Source organism: Pseudomonas oligotrophica (assembly GCF_021726475.1).
GTDB classification, from domain to species: Bacteria; Pseudomonadota; Gammaproteobacteria; order Pseudomonadales; family Pseudomonadaceae; genus Stutzerimonas; species Stutzerimonas oligotrophica.
In genome coordinates this window covers 247,767-263,389 of sequence record NZ_JAKJRU010000001.1, presented here as the reverse complement: position 1 = coordinate 263,389, position 15,623 = coordinate 247,767, and the positions used below count along the sequence as shown (strand labels likewise).

Here is a 15,623-nt window from a genome sequence, read left to right as displayed (position 1 = left end):
AAAAGCCTGTGCGGTTCAGGTGCGTCTTCTTGGGGTAGGCGCTGGATGGCCTGGGGATGGATGGCGAAGTTATACACAGGGGCGGTTGCAAGCCCGGCTGCCCACTGCCTTATGAACACAGCTGAGGCCGGTTTATCAACAGGGCTCCTGCGCCAGTTGTGCGTCGAAAACCTTGTCTGTCGATGTCGGCTTGTGGATAACAGGCCTGCCGACGGGTACAATTGCCGGCTTCCTGCGTCAGATGATCGAGGTGGTTCGTGTCGGTGGAACTATGGCAGCAATGTATCGAGCTGCTGCGCGATGAGCTGCCTGCCCAGCAGTTCAATACCTGGATCCGGCCGCTGCAGGTGGAGGCTCATGGCGATGAGCTGCGGGTCTATGCGCCGAACCGCTTCGTGCTCGACTGGGTCAACGAGAAGTACCTGACCCGCCTGCTCGAACTGCTGGGCGAGCGCGCGACCCAGGCACCGCCGCAGCTGTCCCTGTTGATTGGCAGCAAGCGGCCGTCGTCAGCACTACCTCCGGCCGCGGTGGCACGTGCCCAGCAGCCGAGCATGCCGGTCGACGAGCCGCTGTCAGCCGCCAGGCCCTTGCCGGACAAGCCCACGGCGGACCAGCCGGTGGCGACCGACCCTGCGCCTGCCACCGAGCGCACCGTGCAGGTCGAGGGTGGTCTCAAGCACACCAGCTACCTCAACCGCACCTTTACCTTCGAGAACTTCGTCGAGGGCAAGTCCAACCAGCTCGCCCGCGCGGCGGCCTGGCAGGTGGCGGACAATCCCAAGCATGGCTACAACCCGCTGTTCCTTTATGGCGGTGTCGGTCTGGGCAAGACCCACCTGATGCACGCGGTGGGCAACCATCTGCTGAAGAAGAACCCCAACGCCAAGGTGGTCTACCTGCACTCCGAGCGCTTCGTCGCCGACATGGTCAAGGCGCTGCAGCTCAATGCCATCAATGAATTCAAGCGCTTCTACCGTTCGGTCGACGCGCTGCTGATCGACGACATCCAGTTCTTCGCCAAGAAGGAGCGCTCTCAGGAGGAGTTCTTCCATACCTTCAATGCCCTGCTCGAGGGTGGCCAGCAGGTGATCCTCACCAGCGACCGCTACCCGAAGGAAATCGACGGGCTCGAGGAACGGCTGAAGTCCCGTTTCGGTTGGGGCCTGACGGTGGCGGTCGAGCCGCCCGAGCTGGAAACCCGGGTGGCGATCCTGATGAAGAAGGCCGACCAGGCCAAGGTCGAGTTGCCCCATGATGCAGCCTTCTTCATTGCCCAGCGGATTCGCTCGAACGTTCGTGAACTCGAGGGGGCGTTGAAGCGGGTCATCGCCCATGCCCACTTCATGGGCCGCGACATCACCATCGAGCTGATCCGCGAGTCGCTCAAGGACCTGCTGGCATTGCAGGACAAGCTGGTCAGCGTCGACAATATCCAGCGCACCGTGGCCGAGTACTACAAGATCAAGATTTCCGATCTGCTGTCCAAGAGGCGTTCGCGCTCGGTGGCCAGACCGCGGCAGGTGGCGATGGCGATGGCCAAGGAATTGACCAACCACAGCCTGCCGGAAATCGGCGATGCCTTCGGTGGGCGGGATCACACCACGGTCCTGCATGCTTGCCGTAAAATTGCCGAATTGCGGGAAATTGATGCCGATATACGCGAAGATTACAAGAATCTGCTGCGAACTTTGACCACCTGACATCTACAGGCAAGGGATCAGACCTCATGCATTTCACCATTTCGCGCGAAGCCCTGTTGAAACCGCTGCAGCTGGTTGCCGGCGTCGTCGAACGTCGGCAGACCCTGCCGGTGCTTTCCAATGTCCTCCTGGTGGTCGAAGGTCAGCAACTGTCGCTGACCGGTACGGATCTGGAGGTCGAGCTGGTCGGGCGCGTTGCCCTGGAGGATGCCGCCGAGCCGGGCGAGATCACCGTGCCGGCACGCAAGCTCATGGACATCTGCAAGAGCCTGCCGAGCGATGCACTGATCGATGTACGGCTTGACGAGCAGAAGGCGCTGATCAAGTCCGGGCGCAGTCGCTTCACGCTGTCGACGCTGCCGGCGTCGGATTTCCCCACCGTCGAGGAAGGCCCAGGTTCGCTGAGCTTCAGCGTCGAGCAGGGCAAGCTGCGCCGGCTGATCGAACGCAGCGGCTTCGCCATGGCGCAGCAGGATGTCCGCTACTACCTCAACGGCATGCTGATCGAAGTGTTCAACGGCATGCTGCGTGCGGTCGCCACCGATGGCCATCGCCTGGCAATGTGTTCGATGCAGGCGGGTATCGAGCAACCCGACCGCCATCAGGTCATCGTGCCGCGCAAGGGCATCCTCGAGCTGGCACGCCTGCTCACCGAGCAGGACGCCGAGGTCAGCGTCGTGCTGGGCCAGCACCACATCCGCGCCACCACCGGGGAATTCACCTTCACCTCCAAGCTGGTTGACGGCAAGTTCCCCGATTACGAGCGCGTGCTGCCGCGTGGTGGGGACAAGCTGGTGGTGGGCGATCGGCAGACGCTGCGCGAGGCGTTCAGCCGTACGGCGATCCTGTCGAACGAGAAGTACCGCGGCATCCGCCTGCAATTGGAAAGCGGTCTGTTGAAGATCCAGGCCAACAACCCGGAGCAGGAGGAAGCGGAAGAAGAAGTCGCTGTCGACTATACCGGCGCCTCGCTGGAGATCGGCTTCAACGTCAGCTACCTGCTCGATGTGCTGGGCGTGATGACGGCCGAAAGCGTGCGCCTGACCCTGTCGGATTCCAACAGCAGCGCGCTGATCCAGGAATCCGATAACGATGACTCGGCCTATGTCGTCATGCCGATGCGTCTGTGATCTGCGCCGCTAGATGTCCCTGAGTCGCATCGCCGTCACCGGTGTGCGCAATCTTCACCCGGTGACGCTGATTCCCTCCCCGCGCATCAACATTCTTTACGGCGAGAACGGCAGCGGAAAGACCAGCCTGCTGGAAGCCATTCACCTGCTCGGTCTCGGCCGCTCGTTTCGCAGCCTGCGGCTTGCCCCGGTGATCACCCACCAACTCGACGGTTGCACGGTGTTCGGCGAAGTGCTGCGTGCCGACGGCCGGCGCAGTGCGGTCGGCGTCGCGCGGGAGCGCCAGGGTGGCGAAGCGCGCATCCGCATCGATGGGGAAAACGTGCGCAGTGCCGCCGAACTGGCGGCTGCCTTGCCCCTGCAGCTGATCAATCCGGACAGCTTTCGCCTTCTCGAAGGCGCGCCCAAGCTGCGCCGGCAGTTCCTCGACTGGGGTGTGTTCCACGTGGAACCACGCTTCATCGGCGCCTGGCAGCGACTGCAGCAGGCGCTGCGGCAAAGGAACTCCTGGTTGCGCCATGGTACACTGGACGCCGCTTTGCGCGCGGCATGGGACCGGGAGCTGGTCGCGGCTGCCGAAGAGATCGACCAGTATCGGCGCAGCTATATCCAGGTGCTCAAGCCGGTTTTCCAAGCGGTGCTCGACAGGCTGATCGCGCTGGACGACCTGCAGTTGAGCTATTACCGCGGCTGGGACAGGGAACGGCCCCTGGCAGATGTGCTGGACGCATCCATCGAACGCGACCGGCAGTTGGGGCACACGCAGGCGGGCCCGCAGCGTGCCGATCTCAGGCTCCGCTTGGCCGGCCACAATGCGGTCGAGATATTGTCCCGTGGTCAGCAGAAACTGGTTGTCGCGGCGCTGCGCATCGCCCAGGGGCGATTGCTCAGCGAGGCGAAACGTAGCCAGTGCATCTATCTGGTCGATGATCTGCCGTCCGAACTCGATGAGCAGCATCGCCAAGCGCTTTGCCAGTTGCTCGAGCAGCTGGAATGTCAGGTATTCATCACCTGCGTCGATTCAGAAGTTTTGCAAGCAGTCTGGCGTGAACAGACGCCAGTCTCAATGTTTCACGTGGAACATGGGTCAATAACCCAGGCCACGACCCCTCGGGAGTGAAGGCATGAGCGAAAACCACGCGTACGATTCGTCCAGCATCAAGGTACTCAAGGGACTGGATGCCGTACGTAAGCGTCCTGGCATGTACATCGGTGACACCGACGACGGCACCGGCCTGCATCACATGGTCTTCGAAGTGGTCGACAACTCGATCGACGAAGCGCTGGCAGGCCATTGCAGCGAGATCTCGATTACCATCCATGCCGATGAATCGATCACCGTGCGCGACAACGGTCGCGGCATTCCGGTGGATATCCACAAGGAAGAAGGCGTCTCGGCTGCCGAAGTCATCATGACGGTGCTCCACGCCGGCGGTAAGTTCGACGACAACTCCTACAAGGTGTCCGGTGGCTTGCACGGTGTCGGCGTCTCGGTGGTGAATGCGCTCTCCGAGGAGCTGATCCTGACCATCCGCCGTGAAGGCAAGGTATGGGAACAGGTCTATCAGCATGGCGTGCCCCAGGCGCCGCTCAAGGCCATCGGCGAAACCGAGGGTACCGGCACCGAAATTCACTTCAAGCCGTCCGGCGCCACCTTCAAGAACATCCATTTCAGCTGGGACATCCTGGCCAAGCGGCTGCGCGAACTGTCGTTCCTCAACTCCGGCGTCGGCATCCTGCTGCGCGACGAGCGCTCGGCCAAGGAAGAGCTGTTCAAGTACGAAGGCGGTCTCAGCGCCTTCGTCGAATACCTCAACACCAACAAGACCGCGATCAACCAGGTCTTCCACTTCAACGTCCAGCGTGAAGAGGATGGCGTGGGCGTCGAGGTGGCGTTGCAGTGGAACGACAGCTTCAACGAGAACATCCTCTGCTTCACCAACAACATTCCCCAGCGCGACGGTGGCACCCACCTCGCCGGATTCCGTTCAGCGCTGACCCGTAACCTGAACAACTACATCGAGCAGGAAGGCCTGGCCAAGAAGCACAAGGTCGCCACCACCGGCGACGATGCGCGCGAAGGGCTGACCGCGATCATCTCGGTCAAGGTGCCGGATCCGAAGTTCAGCTCGCAGACCAAGGACAAGCTGGTCTCCTCCGAGGTGAAGACCGCGGTGGAGCAGGAAATGGGCAAGTACTTCGGCGACTTCCTGCTCGAGCACCCGAATGAAGCCAAGTCGGTGGTCGGCAAGATGATCGACGCCGCCCGCGCCCGTGAGGCGGCGCGCAAGGCGCGCGAGATGACCCGTCGCAAGGGCGCGCTGGACATCGCCGGCCTGCCCGGCAAGCTCGCCGACTGTCAGGAGAAGGATCCTGCGCTGTCCGAACTCTACATCGTGGAGGGTGACTCCGCGGGCGGCTCGGCCAAGCAGGGCCGCAACCGCAAGACCCAGGCGATCCTGCCGCTCAAGGGCAAGATCCTCAACGTCGAGAAGGCACGCTTCGACAAGATGCTCTCCTCCGCCGAAGTCGGCACGCTGATCACCGCGCTGGGCTGCGGTATCGGGCGCGAGGAGTACAACATCGACAAGCTGCGCTACCACAACATCATCATCATGACCGATGCCGACGTCGACGGTTCGCACATCCGCACCCTGCTGCTGACCTTCTTCTTCCGCCAGCTGCCCGAGCTGATCGAGCGCGGCTACGTCTACATCGCCCAGCCGCCGCTGTACAAGGTCAAGCGTGGCAAGCAGGAGCAGTACATCAAGGACGACGAGGCGATGGAGGAATACCTGACCCAGTCGGCCCTGGAAGACGCCAGCCTGCATGTCAACGAGGATGCGCCGGGCCTGGCCGGCGAGGCCCTCGAGCGCCTGGTGCAGGAGTACCGCGGCGTGATGAAGACGCTCAAGCGACTCTCGCGCATCTATCCGCAGGAGCTGACCGAGCACTTCATCTACCTGCCGCGGGTGAGCGCCGAGCAGCTTGCCGACGAGGGCGCGATGCAGCTCTGGCTGGAGCGCTATGCCGCGCAACTCAAGGATGTCGAGCGCTCCGGCCTCAGCTACAGCGCCAGGCTGCATGAGGACAAGGAGCGCCACCTGTTCCTGCCGGAGGTCGAGGTCACTTCCCATGGCCTGGCCAGCTTCGTCACCTTCAACCGCGAATTCTTCGCCAGCAACGATTACCGCTCGATGGTGGCGCTGGGCGAGAAGCTCAACGCACTGCTGGAAGAAGGTGCCTATGTGCAGCGCGGCGAGCGCAAGAAGCCGGTGGCCTCGTTCAAGGAAGCGCTGGACTGGCTGATGACCGAGGGCACTCGCCGGCACAGCGTGCAGCGCTACAAGGGACTCGGCGAGATGAACCCGGAGCAGCTCTGGGAGACCACCATGGACCCGGCAGTACGACGCATGCTCAAGGTGACCATCGAGGACGCCATCGCCGCGGACCAGATCTTCAACACCCTGATGGGCGATGCGGTGGAGCCTCGTCGAGACTTCATCGAGTCCAACGCCCTGGCGGTTTCCAATCTGGACTTCTGAAGCAGCTGTGGCTGAGTACAAGAACTGGCTGTTCCCTGCGCACGTAAAAGAAGACTTGGTGGAGGAGCTAAAGGCGCTTGCGGATAGTGAGCATCCGGAGACCGCCTTAACAGCACCCTTTCGATAGCCCAGTCGCCATTGATCGTGATGCAACCGGTAGATGCCTCGACGCAAGGGTTGTCTTGGAGCAATACCGGTCGGGAGTGGCCCCGGAGTGCCTACCGGTTGGCGAATTTCGAGCCAGGCACTTCGGCCCTGGGCTCGACTGCGATGCCTGGAAGAGTTTTTCCAAATGAGTCGAGTTCAGATCGTCGCGGTGGAGCTAATTCGAGAGGCGGGTAGGGCCGATTTTGCTTACCGGCTGCGACGGCAATAACGCGCAATTCCCGCCTACTCGTTGCTGCTACACAGCGTGCCGTCTTCCTTACGCATGGGTGTACCAGTCTAGGAAGGATTCGAAGGAGGTGGTGTCCCCGAACTTCCAGTAATGGGCGGCATGCCCGAGGCAAAGGCTCGGGGCATTTTTGGCGTTGAGATTGGAGTTGCGGGTGTCACGTGCTGCGTACTGACGGATCGGGGATGCCGGTGCACCTATCAGCGGTATCACCTGCGTCCAGCAATAGATCGCATGTTGTGTCCGATGAAGCGCTAGCTGACGGCCGAGCCTGGTATTGAAGCCTGCGATGTACTGGGAGGGGGTAGCAGTGCGCTTGTATTTAGAAGCGCAGAGCGCCTCTGCTGCTTTGGCAAGCTGAGACATAGCGACCTCTGTCGGGAGATAGGGTGAAGCCCTTCCGTGGGCGTTTGATCGGCAATGGTGTTTAGAGGCCGCGCAGCTTCGAGACCCGGGCCCTGATCTTGAAAACTTCTGCCCATAGCAGCTGCTCACGGTCTCTTAGCCGTTGAACACCACAGCTGCGATTCGGGCAGGCGCTTTCTGCACCTTTGCATGTTGCGCAATGGATTCATTGCGTCTAGGGTCTGCTCCCGAGCCATCTTCAAGAAGACGCCCATCAAGCCGCACTTCAGCGAGAGCAGAAATACCAGCGGGTAGGTCAGGACTGACCGCATTACAGGTACCCTTGCTTGGCAAGAAAGGCGATCTGTGAAGTCAGCTTTTCCCGCGCGGCATCAAGGGTAGCTGCATTGGTCTTTGGTGAAAGTTGCTCACGAGCCTTGTTGCCCAAGAAGTAGCTGATTCTTTCGGCGTTTGCGCCCGATGGATGAGGCAGGCCGGCAAGGATCTGCTCGGGCTTCAGCAGCCCCTGTGTTTGCAGACGTAACAGCACCTCGGCCACCTTCGGCCCTAGCGGAACGTAGATGCAGTTTTCTCCGAGCGCCTTTACTTCTGCTGCAAGGTGGTTATCCACCTGGTGCCGAAGCGACGCACAGCTAAGCATCGAGGGGCTGCCACTGTAGTTGGCGCCGTTCACGAATACCGGGTACCGAAGGGCTGAGGTGTAGTGCACCAGATGCCGGTGGGTACTGAACAACCGTTCACAGCTGTCGATGTGCAACAGCGTGTTGAGCCCAATGTGATCCAGCATGGCAATTAGATTGCTGCGCATTGGGCCGGAGAAGCTCGCGGTTTCTTTTGCACAGCGCTTGGCCTCCTCGACGCTTGCCCCGGCTGCGAGCTGTTTTCTCGCTTCGTTCAGCGCATTCATCGCCTGCTGAAGACCGGGTGTGATGCCACAGATGGTGACCCGGGCTTGGGTATTGATGTGGTCGAACGGCGCATAAAAGGTCTCCAGTGCACCCTCGGATGACAGCAGGAGGTCACGCGCGAGAGGGTTGCCGTTCAGGGTAAAAGCGGCATCAGCCAGCAGATGGCTAAACTGTTCAAAGTGGCTCATATCAGCGTTCCTTGTTAATGAGTCTGGTGCTGGATCCGGCGGGCAGCTGGATGCGAAGCCACGCCCTGTCGACGGTGTCTCTGCGCCTTGCGGGACTTTAGGCGGTCATCTCTATGCCCAACTGTGATTACTGCGTCCGCTGAAACGACGGCATAGATGTTCCGGCTGCGCAGTGCTAGCCCTTCACGGCTTGGTTCCACTTCCCGCAAGAGATGTGCAAAGCCATCCCGGTCGAAATAGAAGAAGCAAACGCCTTTGCCATGGCCGACGGTACCGTACGAGAGCAACCAATCGAGTTGCTCTGCGCTAATATGACGTTGTTTGATTCGATCTTCCGCATGCTTGGTTAAGTGCATAGCTGCCTCAAACCAGCTCACTGGGTTTGAAGTTGCGTCGGCCGCTAAGCCACCGCAGGGCCTCCGGGGAATCAACGACCGTGCGTGCCCCGTCTTTGCGTGTGTGCAGGCGATCTGTTGCTGTGGGTTGGGTGGCATTGCGAACCGATTTCTGGTGCATCTGGGCCAGCGCAGCCACTTCATTCAGGTTCAGGTAGCCAGTGCTTTGATAGCGCAGAGGTCTAGGTAGCATCTCCTCGTCGAGGTCTGGTCGGGTGTCGATATCCAGCCGCGCGCGGAGGATCGCCTGGAAGTAGATCTGCTCAAGAAATACGGGAACACCGATGGTTTTGCCGTCTACCTCGGGACTGAAGAATTCGATGCCATAGCGAGCGGAGAGTAAGAGAGCAGCTAGTGCCATCCAGTCATGGCTTTGGGCGTCTGCTTCGGCCTCCGTTTTGGCGAGAGGAATCCAGCCGTTGATTGCGTACTCGTAGCAAGCTCTCGCCGTGGATACGATTTGCTGCTCCCCGTCGAAAATTTCGTCGAGCTCCGAAAGCTTATGGATCGACCTGTATTGATGAATCATCGATTCTAGGTGGCCTCGGTAGGTATCTCGGGCCTCCTGGAGCACCTGCTCCAGTGAAAGGTGACGGTCTGTTTGGATGAAGGTCTCGAAGAACTGCTGCATGCCTATGTTCCATTTCGATTGGAATGTGCATAGCCTGCTCCGCTTGAATTCTATTGTCAATGGAATGTGTTGTTCGTTTTGGAATATTTTGCCGTGCTGCTAGGTACTGACCCGTGCCCGGCTTTGGTTCATTGGGAGAGTCGATAGAGGGGTGCCAATGAGTTGGCTCGACTTTCCGGTTCGCCGCTCGCTAGAATGCGGCCAGGCGCCCGCCCAACTTGCACACGAGTTAAAAAAGGCGCGACATCCCCCTCCTTTGCTCTCTGAAACCTCCAAAGCCCGCTCGTATGGGGCTTAAACGTGTGCCGCTTGCTCCAGACGGCCGGGCACTGAGGACGGTTTCATGGTTATTAAAGAGCTTGCCTATAACGCCAAGCGACAGCTTGAGTCGGCCACGCAGCATCCCTTTCGGCACGCCCACGTACACGAGCTCCTGGCTGCGTGTTTTGGCTTCAAGTCTCAGGCATCACTGAGCACTGATCACGTCCTGGTGGTCTTCGATGCACCTCTTGCTCCCTCCCCTGAATGCTTAGCGACGCTGCAAAAACGTCTGACCGAGTTGGGGTATTCGTCGGTTGCAGACACAGCAGGCACCGCCTTGCTACAGCTCGTTCATGAGCTGCGGCTTGGTGCTGTACCTATTGAGGCGGTAGTTCGGGAGTTGAGCGGTGAAGAGTGGGCAGACGCGGACTGGGAAGCGGATGACTTCGGCAATCCCAGCCAGCCTGGAATTGACTGGGAGCGGATCGGCCTCTTGGCAGACAGCCTTGTCATTGCCGCACAACGCAACCACGCCCAGGCTCACTTCGCCTTAGCACTTCTATATCGAGGAGATGAGCTTGAAGAGACGGAGGGCTCCGAATATTGGCACTCGCAAATGCTTCAGGGTCGACAGTTAACGGGCATCGAGTTGGAGTGGGCGATGGCCTACCGGCAACAGGTGTCGGACTCCGAGCGTGAGGCCTTCCATCTCCGTGAGGCCGCTAGCTTAGGGTGCAGTGAAGCTCGGTTGGAGCTGTCCCTCTGCTCTGCTTACGAGGCTGAGGAGACCAATGACTTCGAAGCCGCTAAGAGATCCTACGCCGAGGCGGCATCCCTCGGAGACGTCGATGCGATGCGGGCACTGATTTACACATACGATCAGAGCAACCTCTTCCAGAATTGGGTCTGGGTCTACCTATCGGAGTTGCTAGGGAGCGACCTTCGGCAGAGCACGCTTCAGGCCTACCATGACGGCGGTATGTACGCTGGGCAGTTGTATGACGACGACCAGGGTGGCCCGCTTTACGTTGATGGAGATGAAGGAGTCGATCTCGCATCGATCAGTACGGAGCAGGAGCTTGAGGCCCGGCGGGTTGCTCAGCAGCTCTTCAGCCGCATTGAAGGTCGCTGACTTCTAGATCGCATCGGTTTGCTCTGCATGCAGATAGCTGCTTCTCTCGCTTGGTAAGCCCGCTTCGGCGGGCTTTTCTTCTTTTAACGAAGGTGGACGAGCCGCCTTGCCCTGGGTTCTCCTTTCCTACCGGCTGACCCTCAGAGGTTGCAGATTTGCGGGCGCAGTACACTCACCGCACGAATTGACAAGTTGTCAAAACTCTCCCGAGACACGTCGTTGCTGCGTTGAGCAACGCTCTCATCGTGCTCTGCAAGCCGCGCCGTTTCTGGCTCCGCAATTTACTTTGGCCGAATGTAGGTTTCGGCATACCAACTTTGGCCAAGTGAGAAAAGAACTTTGGCCGAACTCGCGTATAACCCCGTATTTAGGTGCGACAAGGACGATTATCTTTGCCCGCCTACAGCAGCACACGCTCCTTTGATTCGTCCATGCAACGCCCCGGCAGCTCCAGCTGCCGGGGCGTTGCTCGTTAGGGGTTGTCGGTTTCTTGCCGATAGCCTGGATAAATAAGTCCAAGTGTCTCAATCAATTTCTATCGCTGGCGAAGCAGGCGTAGGTTTAGCCCCATGAAACAGGCCGGCAGGCCGAAGGCACATTTTGATAGGGGAACACCGCATGCTCGATGCCAATCTCAAGACCCAACTGAAGGCCTACCTGGAAAAGGTCACCCAGCCGTTCGAGATCGTCGCCTCGCTCGACGACAGCGCCAAGTCCGAGGAAATGCTCGCGCTGCTGAACGACATCAACGGCCTGAGCGACAAGATCAGCCTGAACACCGCCGGCAACGATGAGCGCCGCCCGTCGTTCGCCCTGGTGCGCCACGACCGCGAGATCGACCTGCGTTTCGCCGGCCTGCCCATGGGCCATGAGTTCACCTCGCTGGTGCTCGCGCTGCTGCAGGTTGGCGGCCACCCGTCGAAGCTGTCGGCCGAGCTGATCGAGCAAATCCAGGCGCTCGAGGGCGAATACCGCTTCGAGACCTACTTCTCGCTGTCCTGCCAGAACTGCCCGGACGTGGTCCAGGCGCTGAACCTGATGGCGGTGCTCAACCCCAACATCCACCACGTGGCCATCGACGGCGCGCTGTTCCAGGACGAGGTCGAGGCACGGCAGATCATGTCGGTGCCGAGCCTCTACCTCAACGGCGAACCCTTCGGCCAGGGGCGCATGGGCGTCGAGGAGATCCTCGCCAAGCTCGACACCGGCGCCGGTGCGCGTGATGCCGAGAAGCTCAAGGCCAAGAGCGCCTTCGACGTGCTCGTCATCGGTGGTGGCCCGGCTGGCGCCGCGGCGGCGATCTACGCGGCGCGCAAGGGCATCCGCACCGGCGTCGCCGCCGAGCGCTTCGGCGGCCAGGTGCTCGACACCATGGCCATCGAGAACTTCATCTCGGTGCAGGAAACCGAAGGCCCGAAACTGGCCCGTGCCCTGGAAGAACACGTGCGCGCCTACGAGGTCGACGTGATGAACCTGCAGCGCGCCAGCCAGCTGGTCCCGGCTGGCGACGACGGCCTGCAAACCGTGCGCTTCGACAACGGCGGCGAGCTCAAGGCCAAGACCCTGATCCTCGCCACCGGCGCGCGCTGGCGCGAGATGAACGTGCCCGGCGAGCAGGAATACCGCGGCCGTGGCGTGGCCTACTGCCCGCACTGCGACGGCCCGCTGTTCAAGGGCAAGCGCGTGGCGGTGATCGGCGGCGGAAACTCCGGTGTGGAGGCGGCCATCGACCTGGCCGGCATCGTCGCCCACGTCACCCTGCTGGAGTTCGGCGAAAGCCTGCGCGCCGACGCGGTGCTGCAGCGCAAGCTGTTCAGCCTGCCCAACGTCACGGTGCTGAAGATGGCGCAGACCACCGAGGTCAAGGGCGACGGGCAGAAGGTCACCGGGCTGGTCTACAAGGACCGCCACACTGACGCGCTGCACGACGTCGAGCTGGAAGGCATCTTCGTGCAAATCGGCCTGCTGCCCAACAGCGAATGGCTCAAGGGTACCCTGGAGCTGTCGCGCTTCGGCGAGATCGTGGTCGACGCCAAGGGCCAGACCAGCCTGCCCGGCGTGTTCGCCGCCGGCGACGTGACCACGGTGCCGTACAAGCAGATCGTCATCGCGGTGGGCGAAGGCGCCAAGGCCTCGCTGTCGGCCTTCGACCACCTGATCCGCAGCAGCGCACCGGTGGTCTGAGGCGCCTGCCGCGCAATAAAAAAAGGGAGCAGCCTGACGGCCTGCTCCCTTGTTCATCCACAGCGTTGCGGCTTAGTCGCCGCCGTGCACCACGCAGCGGTTGCGCCCCTCGCGCTTGGCCTGGTACAGCGCCTGGTCGGCGCGCTTGAGCAGGCGCTCGTAGTCGGGGTGGCCGTCATGCACGGCCATGCCGATACTCACCGTGACCCGCAGTTCGCCGCCCTTCTGCAGCCGCAGGGTTTCGCTGGCGATGCGCTTGCGCAGCTTCTCGGCGATCTGCAGCGCCTTGCTCGCGTCGATGTCCACCAGCACCATGAGGAATTCCTCGCCGCCCAGGCGGAACGCGTAGTCGCCGCCGCGCGAGTTGCTCGCCAGCAACGTCGCGATCTGCTGCAGGACCTGGTCGCCGCCATCGTGGCCATGGCGGTCGTTGACCTGCTTGAAGTGGTCGACGTCAATCGCCAACACGCCGAAGCAGCTGCCTGATTGCCGGCTGTAGAGCACCTCCTTGCCCAGCACCACCGGCAGGAACTTGCGATTGAGCAGGCGCGTGAGCACGTCCCTGCCGGCTTCCAGGTCGCTGGCCTGTTCGAACAGGCTGTCGAGCAGGAACCTGATCGCGCGGGTCTGCTCGCGGATCTGGTGCAGCAGGTCCAGGCTGCCCTCCCCACTCGTCTCGCAGCCACCGCGCAGCTGCAACAGCGCACGATCGATGCCGGCGATGTAGTCGAGGATGCTGGCGCTCTCCGGTGAGCCCTGGAAGGCGTGCGAGGCCTTGTGGCGGAACCACAGGCCGAACTCGGAGCCGGCCAGCTGGGGCAGACCGACGGCGGTGTTGCCCACCGCCAGGTCGAACATCAGCTGGTTCTCCCAGTCCAGCAGCGCCGCACGCTGGCGCTCCTTCTCGACGCCGACGTTCTGCGAGACGGAGAACAGCCGGTAGGCCTCCTCGGCGCGCGAATTGCGGTCGTGGGACTGGGAAAAGGCGAAGCACATGATCTCGATCGCCAGGTCGATGACATCGGCGCCCAGGCGTGCGGCCTGGCGGCGCAGCGGTTCTTCCAGGCCGTGCTCCTCGAGCAGCTCGCGCAGGCGCTGTTTCAGCGCACGGGCGCCGCGCAGCACCAGGCTGACCGGGATCTCGATGCGCGCGTGGATCTCGCCGACCTTGCGCTGCTGCTCGACCACCTCGACGAAGCCGGCCGCGTCCGGCGCGCGGAACACATTGCAGACCCAGCGCTGCATCGACTGGCTGAGGCGGGTCTTGACCTGCTCATGGTTGAGGAACAGTGCCGATTGCGGGTCGGCCAGCATCTGCGCATAGAAATAGCGCGCCAGCTCGGCGCTCTGTCGTTCGGCCAGCTGGCGCAGCGCCTGAGCGGCGGCCAGCGGATAGGCCGCGCACAGGCGCTGCCATTCGCCGACCAGTTCTTCGTTGGATATCTGCATGGCGTGGCCTCGCATTGCGGCGGCAGGCCAGGCCTGCCGCGTTCGGTCAGTCGCGCAGGCGGGCGGCGGCCTCGAGTTCGGCTACCTGGGCGTTGATCCAGTCTTCGGCGCGCTGGTTGAGTTCGGCGATGGCGCGCGGGCCGTCGCTTTCGGCTTGCATGGGCGGGCCGATGACCACATCGATCACCCCGGGCCGCTTGCCCCAGCCGGCCTTGGGCCAGAACACCCCGGCGTTGTGGGCGATCGGCAGGACCGGCAGTCCGGCATTCACCGCCAGCGCCGTGCCGCCGCGGGAGAACTTGCCGGGCTGGCCGACCGGCACGCGGGTGCCCTCCGGGAAGATCAGTACCCAGATGCCCTGCTCCAGGCGTTCGTGGCCCTGCTTGGCGACCTGGCGCAGCGCCGCCTTGGGGTTGTCGCGATCGATGGCGATGGGCTTGAGCAGCATCATCGCCCAGCCGAAGAACGGCACGCGCAACAGCTCGCGCTTGAGGACCTGGGTCAACGGCTCGAAGTGGGCCGAGAGGAAGAAGGTCTCCCAGGTGCTCTGGTGCTTGGCGAGGATCACGCAGGGGCGCTCGGGCACGTGCTCCTGGCCGCGCACCGCGTAGCGGATGCCGAGGATGCTGCCGGCCAGCCAGACGGCGCAGCGGCACCAGGTCTGGATCACGAAGCGGTAGCGGCTGCGGAACGACAGCAGTGGCGCGACCAGCATGCTCACCAGGCACCAGACGAAGGCGCTCAGCGCCAGCAGGGTATAGAACAGCAGGATGCGAAGCGGATAGAGGGCGCTCATCGGGTGCTTCCGAGAAGATGGTCGACGACGGCGGCCAGGTCATCGAAGACCTGGGTGCCCGGCGGCAGCACGCCCTGCAGGGTGCGCTGGCCCTTGCCGGTGCGTACCAGGTAGGGCACGCCGCCGAGCACCAGGCCGGCATGCAGGTCGCGGTGGCTGTCACCCACCACCGGCACGCCCTTCAGATCGGCCAGGCCGTAGTGCTCGGCGATGCGGCGGAACAACCCGGGCAGCGGCTTGCGGCAGTCGCAGCCGTCATCCGGGCCGTGCGGGCAGTGCACGATCAGGTCGATGCGCCCGCCCGCCTCCATCGCCAGCTGCTGCATCTTCAGGTGCATGTCGCCGAGCGTGCTCAGGTCGAACTTGCCACGTGCCAGGCCCGACTGGTTGGTGGCCACCGCCACCGTCCAGCCGGCCTTGCACAGCCGCGCGATCGCCGCCATCGAGCCGGGGATGGGGATCCACTCGTCCACCGACTTGACGTACGCGTCGGAGTCCTCGTTGATGACCCCGTCGCGGTCCAGGACGATCAGCTTCAAGG

At 62.2% G+C, this 15,623-nt stretch carries 12 protein-coding genes; 6 read left to right on the top strand and 6 right to left on the bottom strand.

Features of this window, described 5'->3' with window-relative positions:
- Positions 1-257: 257 nt before the first annotated feature.
- From dnaA to gyrB, 4 genes are read left to right on the top strand one after another with little or no spacing between them, the layout of a single operon-like run.
- A complete protein-coding gene (dnaA, locus tag L3N39_RS01240; protein ID WP_237255399.1) occupies positions 258-1,703 on the top strand; it encodes a chromosomal replication initiator protein DnaA in 1,446 nt (481 codons plus the stop codon).
- A gap of 26 nt (positions 1,704-1,729) precedes the next feature.
- Positions 1,730-2,833 carry a DNA polymerase III subunit beta gene (gene dnaN / locus L3N39_RS01235; protein ID WP_237255398.1) on the top strand — a complete coding sequence of 368 codons (1,104 nt, stop codon included), beginning with the start codon at positions 1,730-1,732 and terminating at the stop codon, positions 2,831-2,833.
- Between the two features lie 13 nt (positions 2,834-2,846).
- Positions 2,847-3,953: a DNA replication/repair protein RecF gene (recF, locus tag L3N39_RS01230; RefSeq protein ID WP_237255397.1), complete on the top strand. Its 1,107-nt coding sequence runs from the start codon at positions 2,847-2,849 to the stop codon at positions 3,951-3,953.
- Between the two features lie 4 nt (positions 3,954-3,957).
- On the top strand, positions 3,958-6,378 hold the full coding sequence (gene gyrB, locus L3N39_RS01225; RefSeq protein ID WP_237255396.1) for a DNA topoisomerase (ATP-hydrolyzing) subunit B: 2,421 nt from the start codon (positions 3,958-3,960) through the stop codon (positions 6,376-6,378).
- Positions 6,379-6,802: 424 nt separating this feature from the next.
- Here gyrB and L3N39_RS01220 read toward each other — a convergent pair whose 3' ends face one another.
- The 3 genes from L3N39_RS01220 to L3N39_RS01210 form a co-directional block, all read right to left on the bottom strand.
- Positions 6,803-7,138, bottom strand: coding sequence for a hypothetical protein (locus L3N39_RS01220; protein ID WP_237255395.1), 336 nt, complete (start codon positions 7,136-7,138; stop codon positions 6,803-6,805).
- A gap of 310 nt (positions 7,139-7,448) precedes the next feature.
- On the bottom strand, positions 7,449-8,234 hold the full coding sequence (locus L3N39_RS01215; protein ID WP_237255394.1) for a hypothetical protein: 786 nt from the start codon (positions 8,232-8,234) through the stop codon (positions 7,449-7,451).
- 363 nt (positions 8,235-8,597) lie between these two features.
- Positions 8,598-9,260 (bottom strand): hypothetical protein, encoded by a 663-nt coding sequence (locus L3N39_RS01210; protein ID WP_237255393.1) that lies wholly within the window; start codon positions 9,258-9,260, stop codon positions 8,598-8,600.
- A 343-nt stretch (positions 9,261-9,603) separates the two neighbouring features.
- Between L3N39_RS01210 and L3N39_RS01205 the strand changes: the two genes are divergently transcribed.
- Entirely contained in the window at positions 9,604-10,653 is a 1,050-nt protein-coding gene (locus tag L3N39_RS01205; protein ID WP_237255392.1) for an SEL1-like repeat protein, read from the top strand.
- 618 nt (positions 10,654-11,271) lie between these two features.
- Complete coding sequence (ahpF, locus tag L3N39_RS01200; protein ID WP_237255391.1) at positions 11,272-12,837, top strand: alkyl hydroperoxide reductase subunit F; 1,566 nt, start codon at positions 11,272-11,274, stop codon at positions 12,835-12,837.
- A gap of 72 nt (positions 12,838-12,909) precedes the next feature.
- Here the strand turns inward: ahpF and L3N39_RS01195 are convergent, their stop codons facing one another.
- Genes L3N39_RS01195 through gmhB form a run of 3 tightly spaced genes read right to left on the bottom strand, consistent with a single transcriptional unit; the run spans position 12,910 to position 15,621 of the window.
- Positions 12,910-14,286 carry a GGDEF domain-containing protein gene (locus L3N39_RS01195; RefSeq protein WP_237255390.1) on the bottom strand — a complete coding sequence of 459 codons (1,377 nt, stop codon included), beginning with the start codon at positions 14,284-14,286 and terminating at the stop codon, positions 12,910-12,912.
- A gap of 46 nt (positions 14,287-14,332) precedes the next feature.
- Entirely contained in the window at positions 14,333-15,082 is a 750-nt protein-coding gene (locus L3N39_RS01190; protein WP_237255389.1) for a lysophospholipid acyltransferase family protein, read from the bottom strand.
- Positions 15,079-15,621 (bottom strand): D-glycero-beta-D-manno-heptose 1,7-bisphosphate 7-phosphatase, encoded by a 543-nt coding sequence (gene gmhB / locus L3N39_RS01185; protein WP_237255388.1) that lies wholly within the window; start codon positions 15,619-15,621, stop codon positions 15,079-15,081. The genes L3N39_RS01190 and gmhB overlap by 4 nt, the downstream gene beginning before the upstream one ends.
- Positions 15,622-15,623 lie beyond the last annotated feature (2 nt).

What these genes read in the sequence shown, in the direction of transcription:
- dnaN (WP_237255398.1), top strand. Translation starts at nt 1,730, where the DNA reads ATGCATTTCACCATTTCGCGCGAAGCCCTGTTGAAACCGCTGCAGCTG.
- recF (WP_237255397.1), top strand. Translation starts at nt 2,847, where the DNA reads ATGTCCCTGAGTCGCATCGCCGTCACCGGTGTGCGCAATCTTCACCCG.
- gyrB (WP_237255396.1), top strand. Translation starts at nt 3,958, where the DNA reads ATGAGCGAAAACCACGCGTACGATTCGTCCAGCATCAAGGTACTCAAG.
- L3N39_RS01220 (WP_237255395.1), bottom strand. Translation starts at nt 7,138, where the DNA reads ATGTCTCAGCTTGCCAAAGCAGCAGAGGCGCTCTGCGCTTCTAAATAC.
- L3N39_RS01215 (WP_237255394.1), bottom strand. Translation starts at nt 8,234, where the DNA reads ATGAGCCACTTTGAACAGTTTAGCCATCTGCTGGCTGATGCCGCTTTT.
- L3N39_RS01210 (WP_237255393.1), bottom strand. Translation starts at nt 9,260, where the DNA reads ATGCAGCAGTTCTTCGAGACCTTCATCCAAACAGACCGTCACCTTTCA.
- L3N39_RS01205 (WP_237255392.1), top strand. Translation starts at nt 9,604, where the DNA reads ATGGTTATTAAAGAGCTTGCCTATAACGCCAAGCGACAGCTTGAGTCG.
- ahpF (WP_237255391.1), top strand. Translation starts at nt 11,272, where the DNA reads ATGCTCGATGCCAATCTCAAGACCCAACTGAAGGCCTACCTGGAAAAG.
- L3N39_RS01195 (WP_237255390.1), bottom strand. Translation starts at nt 14,286, where the DNA reads ATGCAGATATCCAACGAAGAACTGGTCGGCGAATGGCAGCGCCTGTGC.
- L3N39_RS01190 (WP_237255389.1), bottom strand. Translation starts at nt 15,082, where the DNA reads ATGAGCGCCCTCTATCCGCTTCGCATCCTGCTGTTCTATACCCTGCTG.